The organism is Pseudomonas salicis, from assembly GCF_057128705.1.
On the sequence record NZ_JBSKHU010000004.1, the window covers coordinates 429249 to 447453 of the forward strand.

18 protein-coding genes are annotated in these 18205 nt (G+C 61.0%); 5 read left to right on the plus strand and 13 right to left on the minus strand.

What is annotated here, in order from left to right; translation table 11 throughout:
- Positions 1 to 18 precede the first annotated feature (18 nt).
- The 10 genes from ACWKWE_RS16750 to ACWKWE_RS16795 all read right to left on the minus strand — a co-directional run bounded on the left by ACWKWE_RS16750 (position 19) and on the right by ACWKWE_RS16795 (position 11123).
- On the minus strand, positions 19 to 783 hold the full coding sequence (locus ACWKWE_RS16750; protein ID WP_166593449.1) for an ABC transporter ATP-binding protein: 765 nt from the start codon (positions 781 to 783) through the stop codon (positions 19 to 21).
- A 12-nt stretch (positions 784 to 795) separates the two neighbouring features.
- Positions 796 to 1914, minus strand: coding sequence for a succinylglutamate desuccinylase/aspartoacylase family protein (locus ACWKWE_RS16755; protein WP_483851149.1), 1119 nt, complete (start codon positions 1912 to 1914; stop codon positions 796 to 798).
- A gap of 9 nt (positions 1915 to 1923) precedes the next feature.
- Positions 1924 to 2634 (minus strand): ABC transporter permease, encoded by a 711-nt coding sequence (locus ACWKWE_RS16760; RefSeq protein ID WP_166593447.1) that lies wholly within the window; start codon positions 2632 to 2634, stop codon positions 1924 to 1926.
- Positions 2631 to 3359 carry an ABC transporter permease gene (locus ACWKWE_RS16765; protein ID WP_166593446.1) on the minus strand — a complete coding sequence of 243 codons (729 nt, stop codon included), beginning with the start codon at positions 3357 to 3359 and terminating at the stop codon, positions 2631 to 2633. Before ACWKWE_RS16765 ends, ACWKWE_RS16760 begins: the two co-directional genes overlap by 4 nt.
- 85 nt (positions 3360 to 3444) lie before the next feature.
- Complete coding sequence (locus ACWKWE_RS16770) at positions 3445 to 4227, minus strand: transporter substrate-binding domain-containing protein (RefSeq protein WP_166593445.1); 783 nt, start codon at positions 4225 to 4227, stop codon at positions 3445 to 3447.
- Between the two features lie 381 nt (positions 4228 to 4608).
- On the minus strand, positions 4609 to 6324 hold the full coding sequence (locus tag ACWKWE_RS16775) for an ATP-dependent DNA ligase (RefSeq protein WP_483851150.1): 1716 nt from the start codon (positions 6322 to 6324) through the stop codon (positions 4609 to 4611).
- Positions 6321 to 7358 carry a ligase-associated DNA damage response exonuclease gene (locus tag ACWKWE_RS16780; RefSeq protein ID WP_483851151.1) on the minus strand — a complete coding sequence of 346 codons (1038 nt, stop codon included), beginning with the start codon at positions 7356 to 7358 and terminating at the stop codon, positions 6321 to 6323. Before ACWKWE_RS16780 ends, ACWKWE_RS16775 begins: the two co-directional genes overlap by 4 nt.
- 313 nt (positions 7359 to 7671) lie before the next feature.
- Positions 7672 to 10155 carry a penicillin acylase family protein gene (locus tag ACWKWE_RS16785; RefSeq protein WP_483851152.1) on the minus strand — a complete coding sequence of 828 codons (2484 nt, stop codon included), beginning with the start codon at positions 10153 to 10155 and terminating at the stop codon, positions 7672 to 7674.
- Between the two features lie 271 nt (positions 10156 to 10426).
- Positions 10427 to 10633 carry an SEC-C metal-binding domain-containing protein gene (locus ACWKWE_RS16790; RefSeq protein WP_166593441.1) on the minus strand — a complete coding sequence of 69 codons (207 nt, stop codon included), beginning with the start codon at positions 10631 to 10633 and terminating at the stop codon, positions 10427 to 10429.
- A 4-nt stretch (positions 10634 to 10637) separates the two neighbouring features.
- The gene (locus tag ACWKWE_RS16795) at positions 10638 to 11123 is read right to left on the minus strand and encodes an LEA/WHy family protein (protein ID WP_166593440.1); all 486 of its coding nucleotides are present in this window, start codon (positions 11121 to 11123) and stop codon (positions 10638 to 10640) included.
- Positions 11124 to 11234: 111 nt separating this feature from the next.
- On the opposite strand from ACWKWE_RS16795, the gene ACWKWE_RS16800 reads away from it, so the two are divergent.
- The gene (locus ACWKWE_RS16800) at positions 11235 to 11843 is read left to right on the plus strand and encodes a hypothetical protein (protein WP_483851153.1); all 609 of its coding nucleotides are present in this window, start codon (positions 11235 to 11237) and stop codon (positions 11841 to 11843) included.
- A 54-nt stretch (positions 11844 to 11897) separates the two neighbouring features.
- On the opposite strand, the gene ACWKWE_RS16805 is transcribed toward ACWKWE_RS16800, so the two are convergent.
- The gene (locus tag ACWKWE_RS16805) at positions 11898 to 12371 is read right to left on the minus strand and encodes a YchJ family protein (protein ID WP_166593438.1); all 474 of its coding nucleotides are present in this window, start codon (positions 12369 to 12371) and stop codon (positions 11898 to 11900) included.
- Positions 12372 to 12381: 10 nt separating this feature from the next.
- Entirely contained in the window at positions 12382 to 12879 is a 498-nt protein-coding gene (locus ACWKWE_RS16810) for a DUF6231 family protein (protein ID WP_483851154.1), read from the minus strand.
- 243 nt (positions 12880 to 13122) lie between these two features.
- Here ACWKWE_RS16810 and ACWKWE_RS16815 point away from each other — a divergent pair, with 243 nt between their 5' ends.
- The 3 genes from ACWKWE_RS16815 to ACWKWE_RS16825 all read left to right on the plus strand — a co-directional run bounded on the left by ACWKWE_RS16815 (position 13123) and on the right by ACWKWE_RS16825 (position 15235).
- Complete coding sequence (locus ACWKWE_RS16815; protein WP_166593436.1) at positions 13123 to 13824, plus strand: PA1041 family peptidoglycan-binding anchor lipoprotein; 702 nt, start codon at positions 13123 to 13125, stop codon at positions 13822 to 13824.
- Positions 13825 to 14193: 369 nt separating this feature from the next.
- The gene (locus tag ACWKWE_RS16820) at positions 14194 to 14469 is read left to right on the plus strand and encodes a DUF1145 domain-containing protein (RefSeq protein WP_341959537.1); all 276 of its coding nucleotides are present in this window, start codon (positions 14194 to 14196) and stop codon (positions 14467 to 14469) included.
- Positions 14462 to 15235, plus strand: a complete 774-nt coding sequence (locus ACWKWE_RS16825; protein WP_166593434.1) for a collagen-like protein — start codon at positions 14462 to 14464, stop codon at positions 15233 to 15235. Before ACWKWE_RS16820 ends, ACWKWE_RS16825 begins: the two co-directional genes overlap by 8 nt.
- A gap of 134 nt (positions 15236 to 15369) precedes the next feature.
- Here the strand turns inward: ACWKWE_RS16825 and ACWKWE_RS16830 are convergent, their stop codons facing one another.
- Positions 15370 to 15834: a CopD family protein gene (locus ACWKWE_RS16830; RefSeq protein WP_166593433.1), complete on the minus strand. Its 465-nt coding sequence runs from the start codon at positions 15832 to 15834 to the stop codon at positions 15370 to 15372.
- Positions 15835 to 15958: 124 nt separating this feature from the next.
- On the opposite strand from ACWKWE_RS16830, the gene dinG reads away from it, so the two are divergent.
- Positions 15959 to 18103: an ATP-dependent DNA helicase DinG gene (gene dinG / locus ACWKWE_RS16835; RefSeq protein ID WP_166593432.1), complete on the plus strand. Its 2145-nt coding sequence runs from the start codon at positions 15959 to 15961 to the stop codon at positions 18101 to 18103.
- The last annotated feature ends 102 nt before the right edge of the window (positions 18104 to 18205 follow it).

Genomic DNA, 18205 nt, shown 5'->3' on the forward strand with positions numbered 1-18205 from the left:
GCTCCTACCGTTGAGGTATTACTTCAGATTCCCACTCAAAAACTGCTTCAACCGCTCGCTCTTCGGGCTGCCCAGCACGTCGTCCGGGTGGCCGATTTCTTCGATCTGGCCCTGGTGCAGGAACACCACCTGATTCGCCACTTTTCGGGCGAAGCCCATTTCGTGGGTCACCAGAATCATCGTGCGGCCTTCTTCGGCCAGGCCCTGAATCACCTTCAGCACTTCGCCCACCAGCTCCGGGTCGAGGGCCGACGTCGGTTCGTCGAAGAGCATGATTTCAGGCTCCATCGCCAGCGCCCGGGCAATCGCCACGCGCTGCTGCTGGCCGCCGGACAGGAACGCCGGGTACTGATCGGCCACGCGCGCAGGCAGGCCGACTTTTTCCAGGTACTTGCGCGCGCGGTCTTCGGCTTCAACCTTGGACACGCCCAACACCCGGCGCGGGGCCATGGTGATGTTTTCCAGCACCGTCATGTGGCTCCACAGGTTGAAATGCTGGAACACCATCGCCAGGCGGGTGCGGATACGTTGCAGCTCGGCCGGGTCCGCCACGCGCATGCCGGTGGCGTCACTGACCATGCGGACCTGCTGGCCGTCGAGGCTCATGGCGCCGTCGTTGGGTTGTTCGAGAAAGTTGATGCAGCGCAAGAAGGTGCTTTTGCCCGAGCCGCTGGCGCCGATCAGGCAAATCACGTCACCGACGTTGGCCTTGAGCGACACGCCTTTGAGCACCTCGTGGTCACCGTAGCTTTTGTGCAGGCCATCGATGGTCAGTTTGTACATGACTGGCAATCCTTAAGGAGAAAGTAAGTAGCCGCTGCGGAAGGGCTCGGTACCGGCGACATGGGCGATGACCATGCCGGCGGTTGCCATGCGTCGCAAGGAGCGGGCGTACATGAGGCCGGCGTTGGCCGCGTGGATCGGGGTCACGTCATCGCTGATCGGGTCAATGACCTCAGCGATCAGTTGCCCCGCTTCGACGTACTCGCCCGGCAAGGTGCAGAACACCAGCAGGCCGCCGACAGGCGTGGCAACCGGTTCGACCGCCGCCAGAGGCGTCGCCGGATAAATCAGTTCGGGTTGCGCCACCGGCTCTCCGGCAATCGCGCCGTAATGCATCAGGTAGCTGATGATCGCCTGACAGTCGCGGCTGCCAAGGGCGTGACTCACGTCTCCTTGACCGCGCAATTCCAGGGTCACCGAAAAGCTGCCCAACGGAATCGGGAAGCGCTTTTCGAAGCGTTGTTGCAACTGCCACCAGACCAGCGTGAAGCACTCGTCGAACGACTGCCCGCCCGAGTCGGTGGCCAGCAGGCTGGCTTGCGCGCCCAGATAACGGGACAGCGGCTCGACCTGCGACCAGGCTTCCGGCGTGGTGTACAGGTGTTCCACCGATTCGAAATCGCAATGCAGGTCCAACACCATGTCCGCATCACAGGCCAGTCGTTGCAGGGCGAGGCGTTGCGATTCCAGCTGAGTGGCGCCAGTGCGGGCGAGCAGGGCGGCCCGCAGGTGCGTGCGGATCAGCCTGACGTTGCGTTCGGCGTCGTCGTTCAGGAGCGGCTCGACTTCATCGCCCACCTGTTGCGCAACATCGACGAACCAGCGATTGAAGTTCTGTCCGCTTTCCAACTCATAGCGGCCCAGCGGAATGTCCATCAGCACCTGTTCCAGCCCTGTCGGGTTGGCGACCGGCACGATGACGATTTCCCCGAGCAGTTGACCGGCCTTTTCAAGCTCGGCCAGGCGCTGCTTCAAATACCACGACACCAGCATGCCGGGCAGTTCGTCGGCGTGCAGGGAGGACTGGATGTAAATCTTGCAGGCGCCGTTTTCGGGGCCGTAATGAAAGCTGTGGATCTGTCGCGCAGTGCCTGGCACCGGCGACAGCAAGTCATGAGTCTGGTGTCGCATGGGCAGGTCCTAGTGAGACGGGCCGAGGAAGGCCAGCCAGCGGCGCTCGGCCAGGCGGAACAGGCCCACCAGAATGAACGTGACCGTGAGGTAGATCAGCGCGGCGATGCCGAACGACTGAAATGTCATGAAGGTCGCGGAGTTGGCGTCGCGGGCCACCTTGAGGATGTCCGGCACCGTGGCGGTGAAGGCCACCGTCGTCGAATGCAGCATCAGGATCACTTCGTTGCTGTAGTACGGCAGCGAACGACGCAGCGCCGACGGCATGATCACGTAGGTGTACAGGCGCCAGCCGGTCAGGCCGTAGGCCTTGGCCGCCTCGACTTCGCCGTGGTTCATGCTGCGAATCGCACCGGCGAAAATCTCGGTGGTGTACGCGCATGTATTGAGGGCGAAGGCGAGGATGGTGCAGTTCATCGCGTCACGGAAGAACGCGCCCAGCATCGGCTGTTCGCGTACGGCGGCAATGCTGTAGATGCCGGTGTAGCAGATCAGCAACTGGATGTAGAGCGGCGTGCCCCGGAACAGGTAGGTGTAGAACTGCACCGGCCAGCGAACCAGCGGATTGCGCGACACGCGAGCAATGGACAGCGGGATCGACACGATGAAGCCGATGGCGATGGACGCGCTGAGCAACCACATCGTCATGGCCAGCCCGGTGATGTTCTGGCCATCCGTATAAAGGAAGGCGCGCCAGTACTCTTGCAGCAATTCGATCATCGTTGAGCCTCCCGGCTGCCAGCGGCGTAACGCCGTTCGGCCCAGCGCAGGGCGAAGTTGGAGACGCTGGTGATGACCAGATAGATCAATGCCGCGAGCACCAGGAAATAGAACAGTTGATACGTGCTTTTGCCGGCGTCCTGCGACGCTTTGACCAGATCAGCCAGGCCGATGATCGACACCAGCGCCGTGGCTTTGAGCACCACTTGCCAGTTGTTGCCGATGCCGGGGAGGGCAAAGCGCATCATCTGCGGGAAGACCACAAAGCGGAACCGCTGAGAGCGGCTCAGGCCATAGGCCGTGGCGGCTTCGACCTGTCCACGGGGCACGGCGAGGATCGCGCCACGGAACGTCTCGGTGAAGTACGCACCATAGATGAAGCCCAGGGTGATGACGCCTGCGGCGAAGGGATCGATTTCGATGTAATCCCATTCCATGATTTCGGTCAGACTCGTGAGCCAGGTTTGCAGGCTGTAGAAGATCAGCAGCATCAACACCAGGTCGGGAATGCCCCGAATCAGCGTGGTGTAGATTTGCGCCGGAACGCGCAGCACGGCGCTTTTCGACAGTTTGGCACTGGCGCCCAGCAAGCCAAGCACGATGGCCAGCAGCAGCGACATTACCGATAATTTGACGGTCATCCAGGTGCCCTGAAGCAGCAACGGGCCGAAGCCCTTGAGACTGAACGCGGACAGTCCCAGGTTTTGCAGGAGAGTATCGAGCATGTGGAACCTATACAGTCAATAAAAACGCCCATCGATATCAGAGGGGGATTCGGATGACCTCTGAAGTCGATGGGCGTTAGTTTACTTATTTACCGCTGTACAGATTCAGATCACCGAAGTGCTTTTTCTGGATCTCGGCATACTTGCCGTCGTCGTGTAACGCTTTGATACCTTTATCCAAAAGCGCTTTCAGGTCTTTGTTACCTTTCGAGATGCCGACGGCCGTTTTGGCTGGCAGCAGTGGATCGTCGATTGGCTTGCTGACTTCGTAATCAGCACCTTGTGGCGACTTCAGGAAGCCCAGTTCGGCTTGCAGCATGTCTTGTACGGAAGCGTCCAGACGACCCGATACCAAGTCAGCGTAAACCTGGTCCTGGTTGGCGTAGGCCTGGGTTTTCACGCCAGCCTTGTCCAGAACGGCCTTGGCGTAGGCTTCTTGGATGGTGCCTTGCTCGTAACCGACGGTCTTGCCTTTCAGCGAAGCGGTGTCAGCCGAGATGCCGGAACCCTTTTTGTAAACCAGCGAGGTCGGGCCGGAGAACAGTTCGCTGGAGAAGTCGATGACTTTCTCGCGCGCTGTGGTCACGGTCATGGAGGAGATCACGCCGTCGAACTTGTTGGCTTTCAGGCCAGGAATCATGCCGTCGAAATCGCTCTCGACCCATTTGCACTTGACCTTCAGTTCAGCACAGATCGCGTTACCCAGATCGATGTCGAAGCCTACCAGGCTGCCGTCAGCGGCTTTCGATTCGAAGGGCGCGTACGAAGGATCGACGCCGAAACGCAGCTCCTTGTATTCCTTGGCCATTGCGTTGCCAGCGGCCAGACAGATGGCGAGTGCGGAAAGGGTCAGCCATGCTTTTTTCATCGTTCAGTCCTTAAAACCAAATTGAGCGTTGGGAACACGCGAAGGCTTGCTACCGGCAGGTGCCAGACCGCAAAAAGATAGCAATTTCCGAACCAAAGAGACGAACGTGCGTTTTAAATGTACGGAGTTGTCGCAATGATGACTTTGGGCCATCTCTTGTCTTTTTTCAGGGCGCCGGAGGCAGGGGGAGAGTAGCCGAAACGATCAAAAAGGGCGCGGTAAAAATTCCTGTTTTCCACGGCGCAGCGGCCGCCGGCGACGAGGCTGCTTAGATTCGTAGCAGTCCGCCCGCTGTCGGTAGCGATCCCGGATAGATCAACGCTGGCAATCCGTGCTGCTAGAAAGGGCATGCCAAGAGGGCGCCACGCACCATGTTGGTGCTCAGGCGAGCAAATCCTGCAGCGTCGCCAGGCTGTCAGCTTCGGCCACGGGCTTGTCCAGTCGCCAGCGCAGCATGCGGGGGAACCGTACCGCAATCCCGCTCTTGTGGCGTTTCGACAGCGCAATGCCCTCGAACCCCAGCTCAAAAACGAGGGTCGGGGTAACACTTCTCACCGGGCCGAATTTTTCCACCGTGGTCTTGCGGATGATTGCATCGACTTTGCGCATCTCTTCGTCAGTCAGCCCGGAATAGGCCTTGGCGAACGGCACCAGCGTGCGCTCGCTGGATTCCGGCGGCCCGTCCCACACCGCGAAGGTGTAATCGCTGTACAGACTGGCGCGCCGACCATGGCCGCGTTGGGCGTAGATCAGCACGGCGTCGACGCTGAACGGGTCGATCTTCCACTTCCACCAGACGCCCATGTCCTTGGTTCGGCCGGTGCCGTACAAGGAATCCCGGGCCTTGAGCATCATGCCCTCGACACCGAGACTGCGGGATGCCTCGCGCTGTTGGCCCAGATCGAGCCAGTCCTTGCCGCTGAGCACTGGAGACGGCATCAGCACCGGGCTGCGCGCCTCGGCGATCACCTGCTCCAATTGCGTACGCCGTTCATGTTGCGGGCGGCTGCGCCAATCGTGGCCCTCCCACTCCAACAGGTCATAAGCCAGCACCACCACCGGAACATCTTCAAGGATCTTCTTGCCCAGGGTCTTGCGACCGATGCGCTGTTGCAGGAGCGCGAATGGCTGGACCGACGGCGTCTCTTCATTGGGCGTGCCCGGCGCAGGTGTGTTCAGTTCAAAGTCGTCATCCGCTTCCGGGGAAGGTGTGGGCGCTTTCCACACGACGATTTCGCCATCAATGACCGTGCCATCGGGCAGGCATTGCGCAAGGATGTGCAATTCGGGAAAGCGATCGGTGACCAGCTCTTCGCCTCGGGACCAGATCCACAGCCGTCCCTCGCGCTTGACCACCTGTGCGCGAATCCCGTCCCACTTCCATTCCACCTGCCAGCGTTCGACGGGGCCAAGCAGGGTTTCGAATTGGTCCACCGGCTGCTGCAACGCATGAGCGAGGAAGAACGGGTACGGCTGGCCGCCGCGCTGAGCGTGTTCATCTTCAGACTCTGCGGCGATCAGCTTCAGATAACCTTCGGCGCTGGGGCGATGGGACAGGTCGGTGTACCCCACCAGCCGTTGCGCCACACGCTTGCTGTCGATGTTGGCCAGCGCGGCGAGGGCGCGCGTGACCAGCAGTTTCGACACGCCCACGCGAAAGCTGCCGGTGATCAGCTTCAAACAGACCATCAGGCTCTGACGATCCAGCTGCGCCCAAAACGTCGGCAGCCGTTCCAGCAGTTCTTCAGGGGGCAGGCCGCGCAGGGGCAGAAGCTTGTTTTCCATCCACAGGGCAAGGCCTTCGTCAGAGCTGTGTTCGGCTTGCGGCAGCAAGAGCGAAAGGGTTTCCGCCAGATCGCCCACCGCCTGATAGCTTTCTTCGAACAGCCATTCGGGCAGGCCAGACAGCAGCATTGCCTGTTCCCGCAACAGGCGTGTCGGGACCAGTTGCCGAGGCCGACCGCCGGACAGAAAGTAGACCGCCCACGCCGCGTCTTCCGGGGCGGCATGGGCGAAATAATGCTGCATGGCCGCGAGTTTGGCGTTGCTGGAGGTGGTGGCGTCCAGCAGACCGTAGAGTTCGGCGAAGGCCTTCATGAGGCCGCCTCCTCTGACGCGGTTTCCGGCTTGGCGGGGGCATCGTCTTCCTCGTCGCCGTATTCGGTGGTGAAGCCTTGGGCGTCGAGCCCCAGTTCGCGCAGGTAGCGCACCAGCACCGCCACCGAGCCGTGGGTGACCATCACTCGTTCGGCGCCGGTGTTCTCGATGGCCCACAGCAGGCCGGGCCAGTCGGCGTGGTCGGAGAGGGCGAAGCCGCGATCCACGCCGCGCCGACGACGGGTGCCGCGCAGCATCATCCAGCCGCTGGCAAAGGCGTCGCTGAAGTCGCCGAACCGACGCATCCAGGTGCTGCCGCCTGCGGAAGGCGGCGCGACGATCAGGGCTTGGCGCAGGGCGGGATGGTTTTTTTTGAAGTCGCCCGCGTATTGCGTTTCAGGAATCCGCACACCGGCTGCGCGGTACACCCGGTTCAACGGCTCAACAGCGCCGTGGACCAGAATCGGGCCGATGCTGGGGTCAATGCCGTGGAGGATTCGCTGGGCTTTGCCGAAGGAGTAGGCGAACAGCACGCTGGCCTTGCCGACGGCGGCGTTGGCGCGCCACCAGTCGTTGATGCCGGTGAAGATTTCCGATTGCGGCTGCCAGCGATAGATCGGCAGGCCGAAGGTGGATTCAGTAATGAAGGTGTGGCAGCGCACGGGTTCGAAGGGTTCGCACGTGCCATCGGGTTCGACTTTGTAATCGCCCGATGCGACCCAGATTTCGCCTTTGTATTCCAGCCTTACCTGAGCTGAACCCAGCACATGCCCGGCGGGGTGCAGGCTCAGTTTCACGCCGTGATGGGTGATGGATTCGCCGTATTGTAGGGTCTGCAGGTTGATGTCCTGACCCAGTCGCGAACGCAGAATGCCTTCACCGGGGGCGGCGGCCAGGTAGTGCTGGTTGCCGGTGCGGGCGTGATCGCCGTGGCCATGGGTGATGACGGAGCGTTCGACCGGGCGCCAGGGATCGATGTAGAAATCCCCCGGCGGGCAGTAGAGGCCTTCGGGGCGGGCAATGACAAGGTCCATGGATTTGACCGGATGGGGGGCTTGTCAGGTAGAGCGGTGGGGATTGGGGGAAGTTCGGTTTGTTTTCTGGAGCAATGGGGTTGTCCCCGAATCATAGGCGCACCGCTGATCCATGTGGGACGCGGGATTGCGTCGTTCGCAGGATTCAGACACGCCGCAACCCCCCTGTGGGAGCGAATTCATTCGCGAAGAGGTTCAGGCGATAGAGATGTTTTGGATTTGCCGCCGCCTTCGCGAATGAATTCGCCCCCACAGGTATGGCGGCGTGCCCGATCATGCGAGCGCAACCGACCATTACTGTGAGAGGGAGGCCTTATTTGCCCGGCGTCAGGGTCAAGCGCTGTTTGCCGTACACCTTCTCCAGGTTCTCGGGCTGCATCGGAATCGACATGTACACACCTTTCACCCACGGGTCGATGCCGTTGGCGAAGTACGGGCTGGACGGGTTGCCGGATTGGCCTGCGGCGTTTTGCGCCATCAGCGGCTCTTGCTGGGCGAAGTCGACGATCATGCGCATGGCCGGAATCACCGCTGCGTTGAAGTCCTGACCCCAATGGAAGCCCGACGCGTTCAATGTGGTGTGGTCGCCGCCCGCTGCCATCGGACCCTTGATCACGCTGGCCTTGCTGCCGCCCAACGCTGCGGTCAACTGCGCACTTTGCGAAGTCCAGGCGTACTGGTGCAACTTGCCCCATTGCCAGGCTTTGTGGTCGCCACCCAACTGGCTTTCGCCGGCGGTGATCGCGGCGGCGAGACTGCGCGCCAGGATGGCGGGTTTGTCTTCTTTCTGCGGCGTTTTGACGTCGTCCCAGTACGGACTGTCCTCACGCCCCAGCAGGTGATCGGCCTGTGGCGAGTAGGAAAGGTCGGCGCTTTGCACCAGCGCTTTCCACGCCGGGCTGCTTTCCGGGCCGAGTTCGTCGAGGAAAATCTGCTTCATGCTTTCTTGCAGGAACAGCTCGTAAATCGCCGCATCGCTCGACACCGGCGACAGACGCCCGTCGAACGCCATCAGGCGGCTCAACGCTTCCCGCGCCTTGTCGCGGTCAGCCGGGGGGAGGGCGTCAATGGCCTGCTTCAGCGGTTTGGACATGCCCGGCGCTTCGAACATTTTTTTCAGCTTGGCCGCGAAGGTCGTGGTCTGGTCGTACTGCATGGCGATGGTGCTGCGGGTGTCCTGCTTGCCACTGTTGGCCAGTTCGGCAATGCGCTCGGCCCGCTCCGGGTAATCCCAGGAATTGGACAGCTGCATGCCATAGCCTTTTGGCACGGTGCGCTGATTGGCGGTGCCGATCCAGCCTTGCTGCGAGTCCTGGTCATAGGGATGCAGCATCGCGTCGGCGTAACCGTCCCAGTCGTAACGGCCTTCCCAGCCCGGCGACGGAATCAGGCCCAGGCCTTCGCGGCGGTTCGGGTAACGTCCCGTGACTTGCCAGCCGGTGTTGGTGGCGTCGGCGAAGACCATGTTCAGCGTGATCGCACGAATCTCCCGCGTCGTGTCGAAGGCGCGCTCGACGTTTTGTGCGCGGGTCAGGTCGAACAGCGCATCGAGGGATTTGTCATCCTTGGCTGTCGGGGTCTGCAAGGCGATGCCCAGGCCGTTGGCCACTTGCGCCGAGCTGCCGTTGAGCAGCGCGCCGTGACGGGTCTCGTACGCGGCTTCACGAACCGGGCTCTGGCCCTTGATGAAATAGGTTTCTTCGTGAGCGCCTGCCGCGACCCATTTGCCGTCGGCCATGACCATCAGGCGATTGCCTTCACGCTTGAGCTTTTCGAGGAACAGGTCCTGATTGTCGCCCATGGCCGGGCCCATGCCCCACGCCAACTTGCCGTTGAAGCCCGACAGAACCAACGGCAGTCCCGCGACCGTCGCGCCCGCCGCCTGATATTTCGGTGCGCGAATCTGCACGAAATTCCACATCGACGGCAGCGTGGCCGGCAGTTGGCTGTCGGTGGCCAACAGGCTCTTGCCTGCACGGGAGCGTTGCGGCGAGATCACCCAGTTGTTGGACGCTGAAACGCCCAGCAGGTTGAGGTCGGAGAGTTGCAACGCGGCCTTGTCCAGATCGCTCAGGCCCGGCATCTGGCTGCCGAGGTTCAAGCCCTTGAGCTTGTCAGCTTCAGCGAACGGCAGCTCCTCGTCCGGATACGTCGGCAGCAGCCAGGCGAGCTTGTCCGCGCCGACCTTTTGCGCCAATACCAGCGAAGAGATTTCTTCCTGCAGGTTCACCGACAGACTGAAATTGAGCAGGCTGAAGATCAGCGCCGAGTCTTCGGGTTTCCAGTATTCCGGCTTGTAGCCCGCATCCGCGAGGTCGGACGGCAGCTTGTCGCGGTATCGGAACAGGTAAGCGTTGACGCCGCGTGCATACACCTCGAAGAAGCGTTTCAAGCGCGGCGACGAGGCGTTGTACAGATCGCCCGCCGTTTGCTTGAGGTTGGCAGCGCGCATCATGCGGTCCAGGTTCAGCGCGCCGGGCCCTGCGATTTCCGACAGGCGGCCCTGAGCCAACAGGCGCATTTGCACCATTTGTGAGATGCGGTCGCTGGCATGGACATAGCCGAGGGTGAACAACGCATCGTGGAACGTGCTGCTTTCAATCAGCGGCATGCCCAGGTTATTGCGCCGCACGGACACGTTTTGCGCCAGGCCTTTAAGGGCGTAGACGCCGCTGGTGGGCGGCAGGTTGTCACGGTCTTCGCCGCCCAGCTGGCAGCCTGCAAGGCTCAACAGCCCCAACATGGCAGCGGCTGTACTGAGTCGCGACTTCAGGGATGAATGGGCGGGCGAGGCCATGTTGTAGCTCCTGCGGGGGTAGGCGTTTGGAAACGCGCTACGTTAGAGAGCAGGCAGGCGCCACGCAAGCGGGGGCAGGGAGTTTATTTCAGGATTTTTCAAACTTAGGCAGCTTCGCGAATCCCTGTAGGAGTGAGCTTGCTCGCGAAGGCGGTGGGTCAGCTACGGATAGGCAGTCTGACAGACCTCATTCGCCAGCGAGCCGGCTCCCACAGAAACCTTGCTCGGCAACAGATCGTCTACAGCGGATGCTGCGAAGTCAGAGCGACCCTCAAGCGCCGTGGCATTTCTTGAATTTCTTGTCGCTGCCGCACGGGCACGGGTCATTGCGGCCCACGTCCTTCAGCGCGTTGCGCACAGGCTCTTGAGGCTCGTGGTTGCAGTGCGGGCCGTGCACGTGACCGTGGTCATGATGGTGGTCGTGGTGGTCGTGATCGTGGTCGCAATCAGGGCCATGCACGTGGGGTTGGTTGCTCATGGGGCTACTCCGGAATCAAATCGCCGGGAATTATGTCGCCATCGCGACCAATACGCACGCTGTCTCCGAATAAAAATCCGGTCTTGAGCTTGCCTTCCAGTCGGTAATGAATAGGCTGCTTGGGCTTGCCGAGCATCCGGGTGACATCCTTGAGGTGTTCCCACAGGTTGGTGCGGATCGGCACCGAGAAGTTCTTGTGGCCGTTGGCCTTGACGATGAACCAGTCGCTGTATTCGCCGTCCGCAATCAGGATGTCGTTAAGAATGACCTTATATCGCAGCCCTCGTACCCACAGATCGGAGTCGTTGGGGTTATCGATGCGAAAGCGCAGTTTCATGTCTTGCTTGAGTAACCTGGCCTTGACCACGTCCACCTTGAGCAGTTTGACGTCCGGGTCTCTGACATCGCTGCTGGAAAACGTCGAGCAGCCCGACACCGCCAGCGCCACGAAAAGGGCGAAGACTCTGAATATGCTTGCCTGAAACACCATGGGTTCACTCCCTGTTCGGCTTGCAGTCTACCAAGTGGCCATTTCAGGGCAACTCGCTGTTCCACAAAGCCTGCGCCATACTCACGCCATGTGTCGAAGGAGTATTGACCCATGAAGCTGTACGAAATCGTTTTTTCCGGCCAATTGGTACCGGGTGCACAACTGGACCGGGTCAAAGCCAACCTGGCCAAATTGTTTCAGGCCGACGCGCAGCGCATCGCACTGCTGTTCTCCGGTCGACGTCTGGTGCTGAAGAATAATCTCGACCAGGCCAGTGCGGAAAAATACCGTTCCACGCTGGAACGGGCAGGGGCGTTGGCTGAGGTCGTGGAAATGGCGGGGCAGGTTCAGGCCGAGCCCGAGCGTGAGCCGCAGCCTCAACCGATGGAGGTGGAAGAAGTCGAGCTGGCACCACCCCCGGATGAGCCCACCTGGACGCGTCGGGGCCCACGTGCTTCATCCGGCCCTGAAGGCACGTCCGGCAAGACCTCGAAGCTTGAACCTCGGGATGTCTACATGGCGGCATTCGTTGATGTCGAAGCGCCGGACTTCGGACTGTTGGAGCTGGGGCGCAACGTGCAGGACCCGAAAGCGGCGCCGGTTGCGCCTCGGCTGGATTTGTCCGGGCTGAGCCTCGCGCCTGCCGGAAGTGACATGGGGCAGGCGAAGCACGTTGAGCATGTGATCGTGCCGGATATTTCTCACCTGAAGCTCGCGTGAGTTCAAACCCTGTAGCAGCCTGGCAATCCGGACGGCTACAGAAGACCGCGCGTTTCAGGCCATGTAGGCCGAGCAGCACTTCTTGAACTTCTGCTCACTCCCGCACGGGCAGGCGTCGTTGCGACCGGCCTTGAGTTGCACGGTCGGGTCGATGAAGTACCAGCGGCCATTGTTCTGCACGAACGCCGAGCGCTCGCGATGGCTGTGTTCGCCTGTCGCGTCATGCCAGCGTGCGGTGAAGGTGACGAACGCGTGCTCGGGTTTGCCGCCCAGTAACTCGGCGCTTTCCACCTCAAGCCCCAACCACGTGCTTTGCGCGCTCCACTGCTGAATCGAGTCGCGGTCCAGGCTGTTTTTCTGTACCGGCAACGTCGTGTCCAGCAGGTAATCCACCAGACCCAACACATAAGCGCTGTACCGCGAGCGCATCAACGCCTCGGCGCACGGCGCGGGCAGCCCCGCGTGATAGCGACCGCAGCAGCCATCCAGAAGGTCGCCGCTGCCACAGGGACAAATTGCACTGCTCATGATGCAGGTCTCACCACCAATATTTGCCAAAGTTTTCCGGGTTGGCCCAGAACTTCGCGTTCAGCCAGTCCGGCACCTGTTTGTATTCGCGCAGGTCGTAGGTGAACAGCGTCAGCACCTGCTCGTCCCGGGCGAAGCGTTCACTCGCTTGCAAGGCCAGCGAATAGAAATCCGTGGTTTGCCATCCGCAGGCCGTCATGTCCGCCAGCACGGCGATGCGGCTGGCATTGAGGTTGCGAATGCCGCCGAGCAATTCCAGACCCGCGCGTTTGGGGAGGTGTTCGAGGCAATCGACGGTCAGCGCCAGATCAAAACGCTGACGGGCGACGTCAGAGGGCAATGCCCCTGGCGCGGCGTGCGTCAGTTCGGTGTCCGGATGGGCATCCTGAAACGCTTGCAGCGCAGGAAAAGTCGTCGCGCCAATCAGCAACAAACGCTTGGGTGCATAGCGGTCGAGCAGGGCGGCGAGCGCTTGCTGGGGCGTGCGGGTGGAGAAACTGTCGGTCATCTGAATCCCTCGATCAAGCCAGCAAGGTTAGCGCGCCGAATCTTTATGGCCTAGTGCCTGAACTTTTTTCTCCGTCGCCATGACAAAGCGTACGGAGTGAAGGCAAAAGGCTATTTGTAAAAGAACAAGCCACATAGTGCGCTGAAAACCAAGAAACCCCCGGTTTTAGGGTGGCAAATGGCCCCAGCGACGTCTTTACTGCATTTCAGTCGGTTTTAGCCGATACCAAAGGAGAAGAACTGTATGAGCATGATTCGGACAGCGTTACCTCTGATTTTGGTTACCAGTGTATTGACGGGCTGTGCCGGCTTGCAAAAGACCGACTGGCCTCTGTGTGCTGCCGGTGGCGCGCTGAGTGGTGCCGCGATCGGCGCCTTCCAGTCCGCTTCGGTGGCGGCGGGTTTCGGCGCGGCAGTGGGCGTGATGGCCGGCGCGTATTGCTACGCTCACGGCGACGGCGATGATGACGGCGATGGCGTGCTGAACAGCGTCGACAAGTGCCCGAACACGCCGAAAGGTACGCCAGTGGATGCGACGGGTTGCCCGATCGTGACCCCGGCGCCTGAGCCAGCGGCTGCCCCGGTCGTGCTGCCTAAGGAAGAAGTGATCACGATCCGTGATGTGCATTTCGAGTTCAACAAAGCAACCCTGACCCCAGGCGACAAACAACAGCTGGACATGGTAGCGACCAAGCTGAAAACCGAGGCACCGAACGTGCAGCTGCACGTGAGTGGTCACACGGACAGCGTGGGCAGCGACGCCTACAACCAGAAGCTGTCGGAAAAACGTGCGCATTCGGTCACAGATTATCTGATCAGCTCGGGTATCGCGCGCAGTTCGTTCGTGTCGGTTGAAGGCGATGGCGAAGCCCGTCCGGTAGCGGACAACAAAACGGCTGAAGGTCGTGCGTTGAACCGTCGTGTCGAGATCAAAATCAATCGTTGATTGACTCGGTGTTAGTAAGAAAACCCCGACCGTTGTGTCGGGGTTTTCTTTTTTGGGATTGATAGGTTGATGAGTCCCGGAAAAGACAGCGCTTTCGAGGCATGCACACGGCCCTGACTGTGGGAGCGAATTCATTCGCGAAGGGCGCGCATGACCGCCGCATCTCTATCGTCTAAACCCCCTTTCGCGAATGAATTCGCTCCCACGGGACATCTTGATCGAACGCCAGATCCATTCTCGGATGAAGATCCCTTGATGACCTCTCAAACCTGCGGCATTTGGCAACATCCTCTGGCATAGTCGCTCCCGTCGCCGTACTGTGCGCAAAGCTTTTTCGGCACAGCAATAAAAATACAGCAGGGGCGTGTCATGAAGGTGGTTTGGGGGTTGGGTAAAGTCTTGACGTTGGGGTTCTGGGCGGTGGTGCTGGTCAGTCAGGCCGCCGTTTTGCCGGTTCCTTTCGGTATGTTGCTCAAGCTGGCGGGCAGCCTCTTGCTGCTGACGCATGTGATGGAACTGTTTCTCTTCAACGGCAGCCTGCGGGGGCGTTTGCATCCGTGGTCCGACCGCTTGCAGATTTTGATTTTCGGTATTTTTCACCTGCAATCCTTCGGTCGCCGCCAGGCAGAGGTTCACCATGCGTAACACGTTACTGATGACGGCGAGCCTGCTGTCGGCCCTGAGCAGTTCTCTGGTGATGGCCCAGGCTCTCACGGTGGAGCCGCATTCGCTGATGCGCCTGCCCAGCAACGCCAGTGTGTTGAAGCTGGATCGTCTGGACGTGGCCGATTACGGCACCTTGCTGATCCCGGCAGGTCTGGTCGAAGTGCAGGTCGGTCAGTTGGTGATGGGGCATGAGTCGCGCATCGCCATCGTGCCAAGCGCGGAACCGTTCAAGCTGGACGTCAAACAGGGCAACCTGGGCTCTGGCGCTCAAATCACCGCCCGTGGTGCACCGGGGACCTTCCAGAAATCGCCGCTGCCGGGTCGCAACCTGAACGTGCGCATTGAGCAACTGAGTGCTGACGTCTTGTCGATTGATGCGCGCGGCGGCGCAGGTTCTCCGGGGTATGTCGGTCTCGACGGTGGCAATGGCCAGGACCCTGGTTGCACATGGGGATCGGCGAGCCGGGGTTATGACGGCGACAACGGCGGCAATGGCCGTGACGGCGCACCGGGCGCTTTAGTGCGACTGGAGCTGCCTCAGGCGTTTCCGGACGACCGCGTGAAGGTGAACGTGCAAGGCGGTGCCGGTGGCGCAGGCGGCGAGGGCGGTCGCGGTGGCAAGGGCGGCGCCTCCAAGGGTTGCGTGGTTTACCGTGCCGATGGCGCCAAGTCAGGCAAGAACGGCGATAAAGGCCAGACTGGGGCCACCGGGCCAGCGGGCTCGGTCAGCGTTCGCAAGCTGTAACGCCACCCCGCAATTCATTGTGGGAGCGAATGATTCGCGAGAGGGCGGTACATCCGACCGGGATGTACCGCCAGCAAACTCGATTTGCGAATGAATGCGCTCCCACACCGTTCGTCTGCAGGCTAGCGAGACAGTCAAAACCCGGGCCGTGCCGCCGCAATGGCAATCACGGCAATCCCCACGATCAGGTTGATCCCCACCAACCGCCGAATTCCACCCAACGCAGCGGCACCGTCGGCCCATTGCTCCGCCGCGACGGCTTTGCGCAGGTTCGGCAGGTTCAGCGTTGAAATGCGCAGAAACAACGCCACCATCACCACATACAGCCCGATCATGACCTGCACGTAGCGAGGCGCGGTCTGAAAGCCGCTGAAGTTAATGTTGATCATGCCGATCCCGGTGACTGGCAGCATAATCACCGCGCACCACACCCAGACGAAGAAACGCGGAAATACCTGCACCCACAGCTTCAGGCGAGCCGGGCCTTCCAGGGCGGCGATGACCGCTGGTCGCAGAATCATCCAGGCGAAAAACATCCCGCCTACCCACAGGACGGCAGAAAATACGTGCAGTACGTAGACAAAGGCTACAGGTGACATCGACAACTCCGATCTGCGCAGAAGGATTTAGCGCGGTATGATAGCCGCCCGCTGCAACCACTGATAATTTATCCAGCGGTTTTTTCACCTGTCACCCTGCGATGCCGAGCCAACGACCCAGCCCATGATCAGTACCGAACTCAAATCCCAGATTCAGGGCGCCTATTCGCGTTTCCTCGAAGCCAAAAGCCTCAAGCCTCGCTACGGCCAGCGTTTGATGATTGCCGAGGTGGCCAAGGTGCTGGGGGACATCGACACCGATGAAGAGGGGCGCCGCACGGGTGACCCTGCGGTGGTTGCGGTTGAGGCCGGCACGGGTACGGGCAAGACGGTGGCGTACGCCATCGCCGCGATTCCCACAGCCAAGGCGGCGGGCAAACGGCTGGTCATTGCGACCGCCACCGTCGCGCTGCAGGAGCAGATTGTCCACAAGGACCTGCCCGACCTGATGCGCAACAGCGGCCTGAACTTCACTTTCTCTCTGGCCAAGGGGCGAGGGCGCTACATGTGCCTGTCCAAGCTCGACGTGTTGTTGCAGGAAGGCAACGCACAAAGCGCCACGGCACAATTGTTCGAGGAAGAAGGCTTCAAGATCGAGGTCGACGAGGCCAGTCAGAAACTGTTCACGACCATGATCGAAAAGCTCGCAGGCAATAAGTGGGACGGCGACCGCGACAGCTGGCCCCAGGAACTCGCGGATCAGGACTGGGCACGACTGACCACCGATCACAGCCAATGCACCAACCGGCACTGCCCGAACTTTCAGCAGTGCGCCTTCTATAAAGCCCGTGAAGGCATGGGAAAAGTCGACGTGATCGTGACCAACCACGACATGGTGCTGGCCGACCTGGCGCTGGGTGGCGGTGCCGTCCTGCCCGATCCCCGCGACACGCTCTACGTGTTCGACGAAGGCCACCACCTGCCTGACAAGGCGATCGGCCATTTCGCCCATTTCAGCCGTTTGCGGTCCACCGCCGACTGGCTTGAACAGACCGCCAAAAACCTCACCAAATTGCTGGCTCAGCACCCGCTGCCCGGCGATCTGGGCAAGCTCATCGAGCAGGTGCCGGAGCTGGCCCGCGAGATCAAAACCCATCAACAATTCATGTTCACCGCCTGCGAGCAACTGGCCGATTTCAAAGCCGGCGAAGACATGGAAGGCCGTGAGCGTCCTCGCCATCGTTTCGTTGGCGGCGTGGTGCCCGAGCACATGCGCGAGATGGGCATCGAGCTGAAGAAGGGTTTTGCGCGGCTCGACGACCTGTTCACCCGCCTCACTGAACTCCTCAAGGAAGGCATGGACGGCGAGGTCAACATCGGCATAGCCAGCCATCAGGCGGAGGAGTGGTATCCGTTGTTCGGCAGCCTGTTGGCGCGGGCGCATGGTAACTGGGAGCTGTGGACCGCATTCACCGCCGAAGACCCGGAAAACAGCCCGCCTATGGCGCGCTGGCTGACGTTGGCCGACAGCGGTTCGCTGTTCGACATCGAAGTCAATGCCAGTCCGATCCTGGCGGCGGAAATGCTCCGTCGCAACCTGTGGAATGTCGCTTACGGCGCGCTGGTGACGTCCGCGACGCTGACCGCCTTGGGCAAGTTCGACCGCTACCGCATGCGCGCCGGTCTGCCCAAAGATGCAGTCACGGCCGTGGTGCCAAGCCCGTTTCATCACGCTGATGCCGGTGTCTTGCGGGTCCCGGACCTCAAGGCGGACCCGCGCAACGCCGCGGAACACACGGCTGCGATCATTCGCGAGTTGCCGGATCTGGTCGAAGGCTCCAAAGGCACGCTGGTGCTGTTCTCATCGCGCAAGCAGATGCAGGAAGTCTTCGACGGGCTTGAACGCGACTGGCGCAAGCGGGTGTTCATTCAGGGCAACCTGTCCAAGCAAGAGACCCTCAACAAGCACAAGGCGCGGGTCGACGGCGGCGATGAGAGCGTGCTGTTCGGCCTCGCCAGTTTCGCCGAGGGGGTCGACCTGCCCGGTGCCTACTGCGAACACGTGGTCATTGCCAAGATTCCCTTCGCGGTGCCCGACGACCCGGTCGAAGCGGCTCTGGCGGAATGGATCGAAGCGCGGGGTGGCAATCCGTTCATGGAAATCGCCGTGCCCGATGCCTCGTTGCGTTTGATTCAGGCCTGCGGGCGTCTGCTGCGCACCGAGAAAGACCGCGGCATCATCACGCTGCTGGACCGGCGCGTCGTGACCCAGCGTTACGGCAAAGCCATCCTCAACGCACTGCCGCCGTTTCGACGGGAAATTTCCTAAGGGTCTGAAAGGTGTCGCCTGCCTCAGCCCCTACAGCCCGTGCTGTGCGTCTGACGGTGCAGCGCGGTTCCCAAATCCACCAATCGCTGGAACAATGCACGC

What these genes read in the sequence shown, in the direction of transcription:
- ACWKWE_RS16750 (WP_166593449.1), bottom strand. Translation starts at nt 783, where the DNA reads ATGTACAAACTGACCATCGATGGCCTGCACAAAAGCTACGGTGACCAC.
- ACWKWE_RS16755 (WP_483851149.1), bottom strand. Translation starts at nt 1,914, where the DNA reads ATGCGACACCAGACTCATGACTTGCTGTCGCCGGTGCCAGGCACTGCG.
- ACWKWE_RS16760 (WP_166593447.1), bottom strand. Translation starts at nt 2,634, where the DNA reads ATGATCGAATTGCTGCAAGAGTACTGGCGCGCCTTCCTTTATACGGAT.
- ACWKWE_RS16765 (WP_166593446.1), bottom strand. Translation starts at nt 3,359, where the DNA reads ATGCTCGATACTCTCCTGCAAAACCTGGGACTGTCCGCGTTCAGTCTC.
- ACWKWE_RS16770 (WP_166593445.1), bottom strand. Translation starts at nt 4,227, where the DNA reads ATGAAAAAAGCATGGCTGACCCTTTCCGCACTCGCCATCTGTCTGGCC.
- ACWKWE_RS16775 (WP_483851150.1), bottom strand. Translation starts at nt 6,324, where the DNA reads ATGAAGGCCTTCGCCGAACTCTACGGTCTGCTGGACGCCACCACCTCC.
- ACWKWE_RS16780 (WP_483851151.1), bottom strand. Translation starts at nt 7,358, where the DNA reads ATGGACCTTGTCATTGCCCGCCCCGAAGGCCTCTACTGCCCGCCGGGG.
- ACWKWE_RS16785 (WP_483851152.1), bottom strand. Translation starts at nt 10,155, where the DNA reads ATGGCCTCGCCCGCCCATTCATCCCTGAAGTCGCGACTCAGTACAGCC.
- ACWKWE_RS16790 (WP_166593441.1), bottom strand. Translation starts at nt 10,633, where the DNA reads ATGAGCAACCAACCCCACGTGCATGGCCCTGATTGCGACCACGATCAC.
- ACWKWE_RS16795 (WP_166593440.1), bottom strand. Translation starts at nt 11,123, where the DNA reads ATGGTGTTTCAGGCAAGCATATTCAGAGTCTTCGCCCTTTTCGTGGCG.
- ACWKWE_RS16800 (WP_483851153.1), top strand. Translation starts at nt 11,235, where the DNA reads ATGAAGCTGTACGAAATCGTTTTTTCCGGCCAATTGGTACCGGGTGCA.
- ACWKWE_RS16805 (WP_166593438.1), bottom strand. Translation starts at nt 12,371, where the DNA reads ATGAGCAGTGCAATTTGTCCCTGTGGCAGCGGCGACCTTCTGGATGGC.
- ACWKWE_RS16810 (WP_483851154.1), bottom strand. Translation starts at nt 12,879, where the DNA reads ATGACCGACAGTTTCTCCACCCGCACGCCCCAGCAAGCGCTCGCCGCC.
- ACWKWE_RS16815 (WP_166593436.1), top strand. Translation starts at nt 13,123, where the DNA reads ATGAGCATGATTCGGACAGCGTTACCTCTGATTTTGGTTACCAGTGTA.
- ACWKWE_RS16820 (WP_341959537.1), top strand. Translation starts at nt 14,194, where the DNA reads ATGAAGGTGGTTTGGGGGTTGGGTAAAGTCTTGACGTTGGGGTTCTGG.
- ACWKWE_RS16825 (WP_166593434.1), top strand. Translation starts at nt 14,462, where the DNA reads ATGCGTAACACGTTACTGATGACGGCGAGCCTGCTGTCGGCCCTGAGC.
- ACWKWE_RS16830 (WP_166593433.1), bottom strand. Translation starts at nt 15,834, where the DNA reads ATGTCACCTGTAGCCTTTGTCTACGTACTGCACGTATTTTCTGCCGTC.
- dinG (WP_166593432.1), top strand. Translation starts at nt 15,959, where the DNA reads ATGATCAGTACCGAACTCAAATCCCAGATTCAGGGCGCCTATTCGCGT.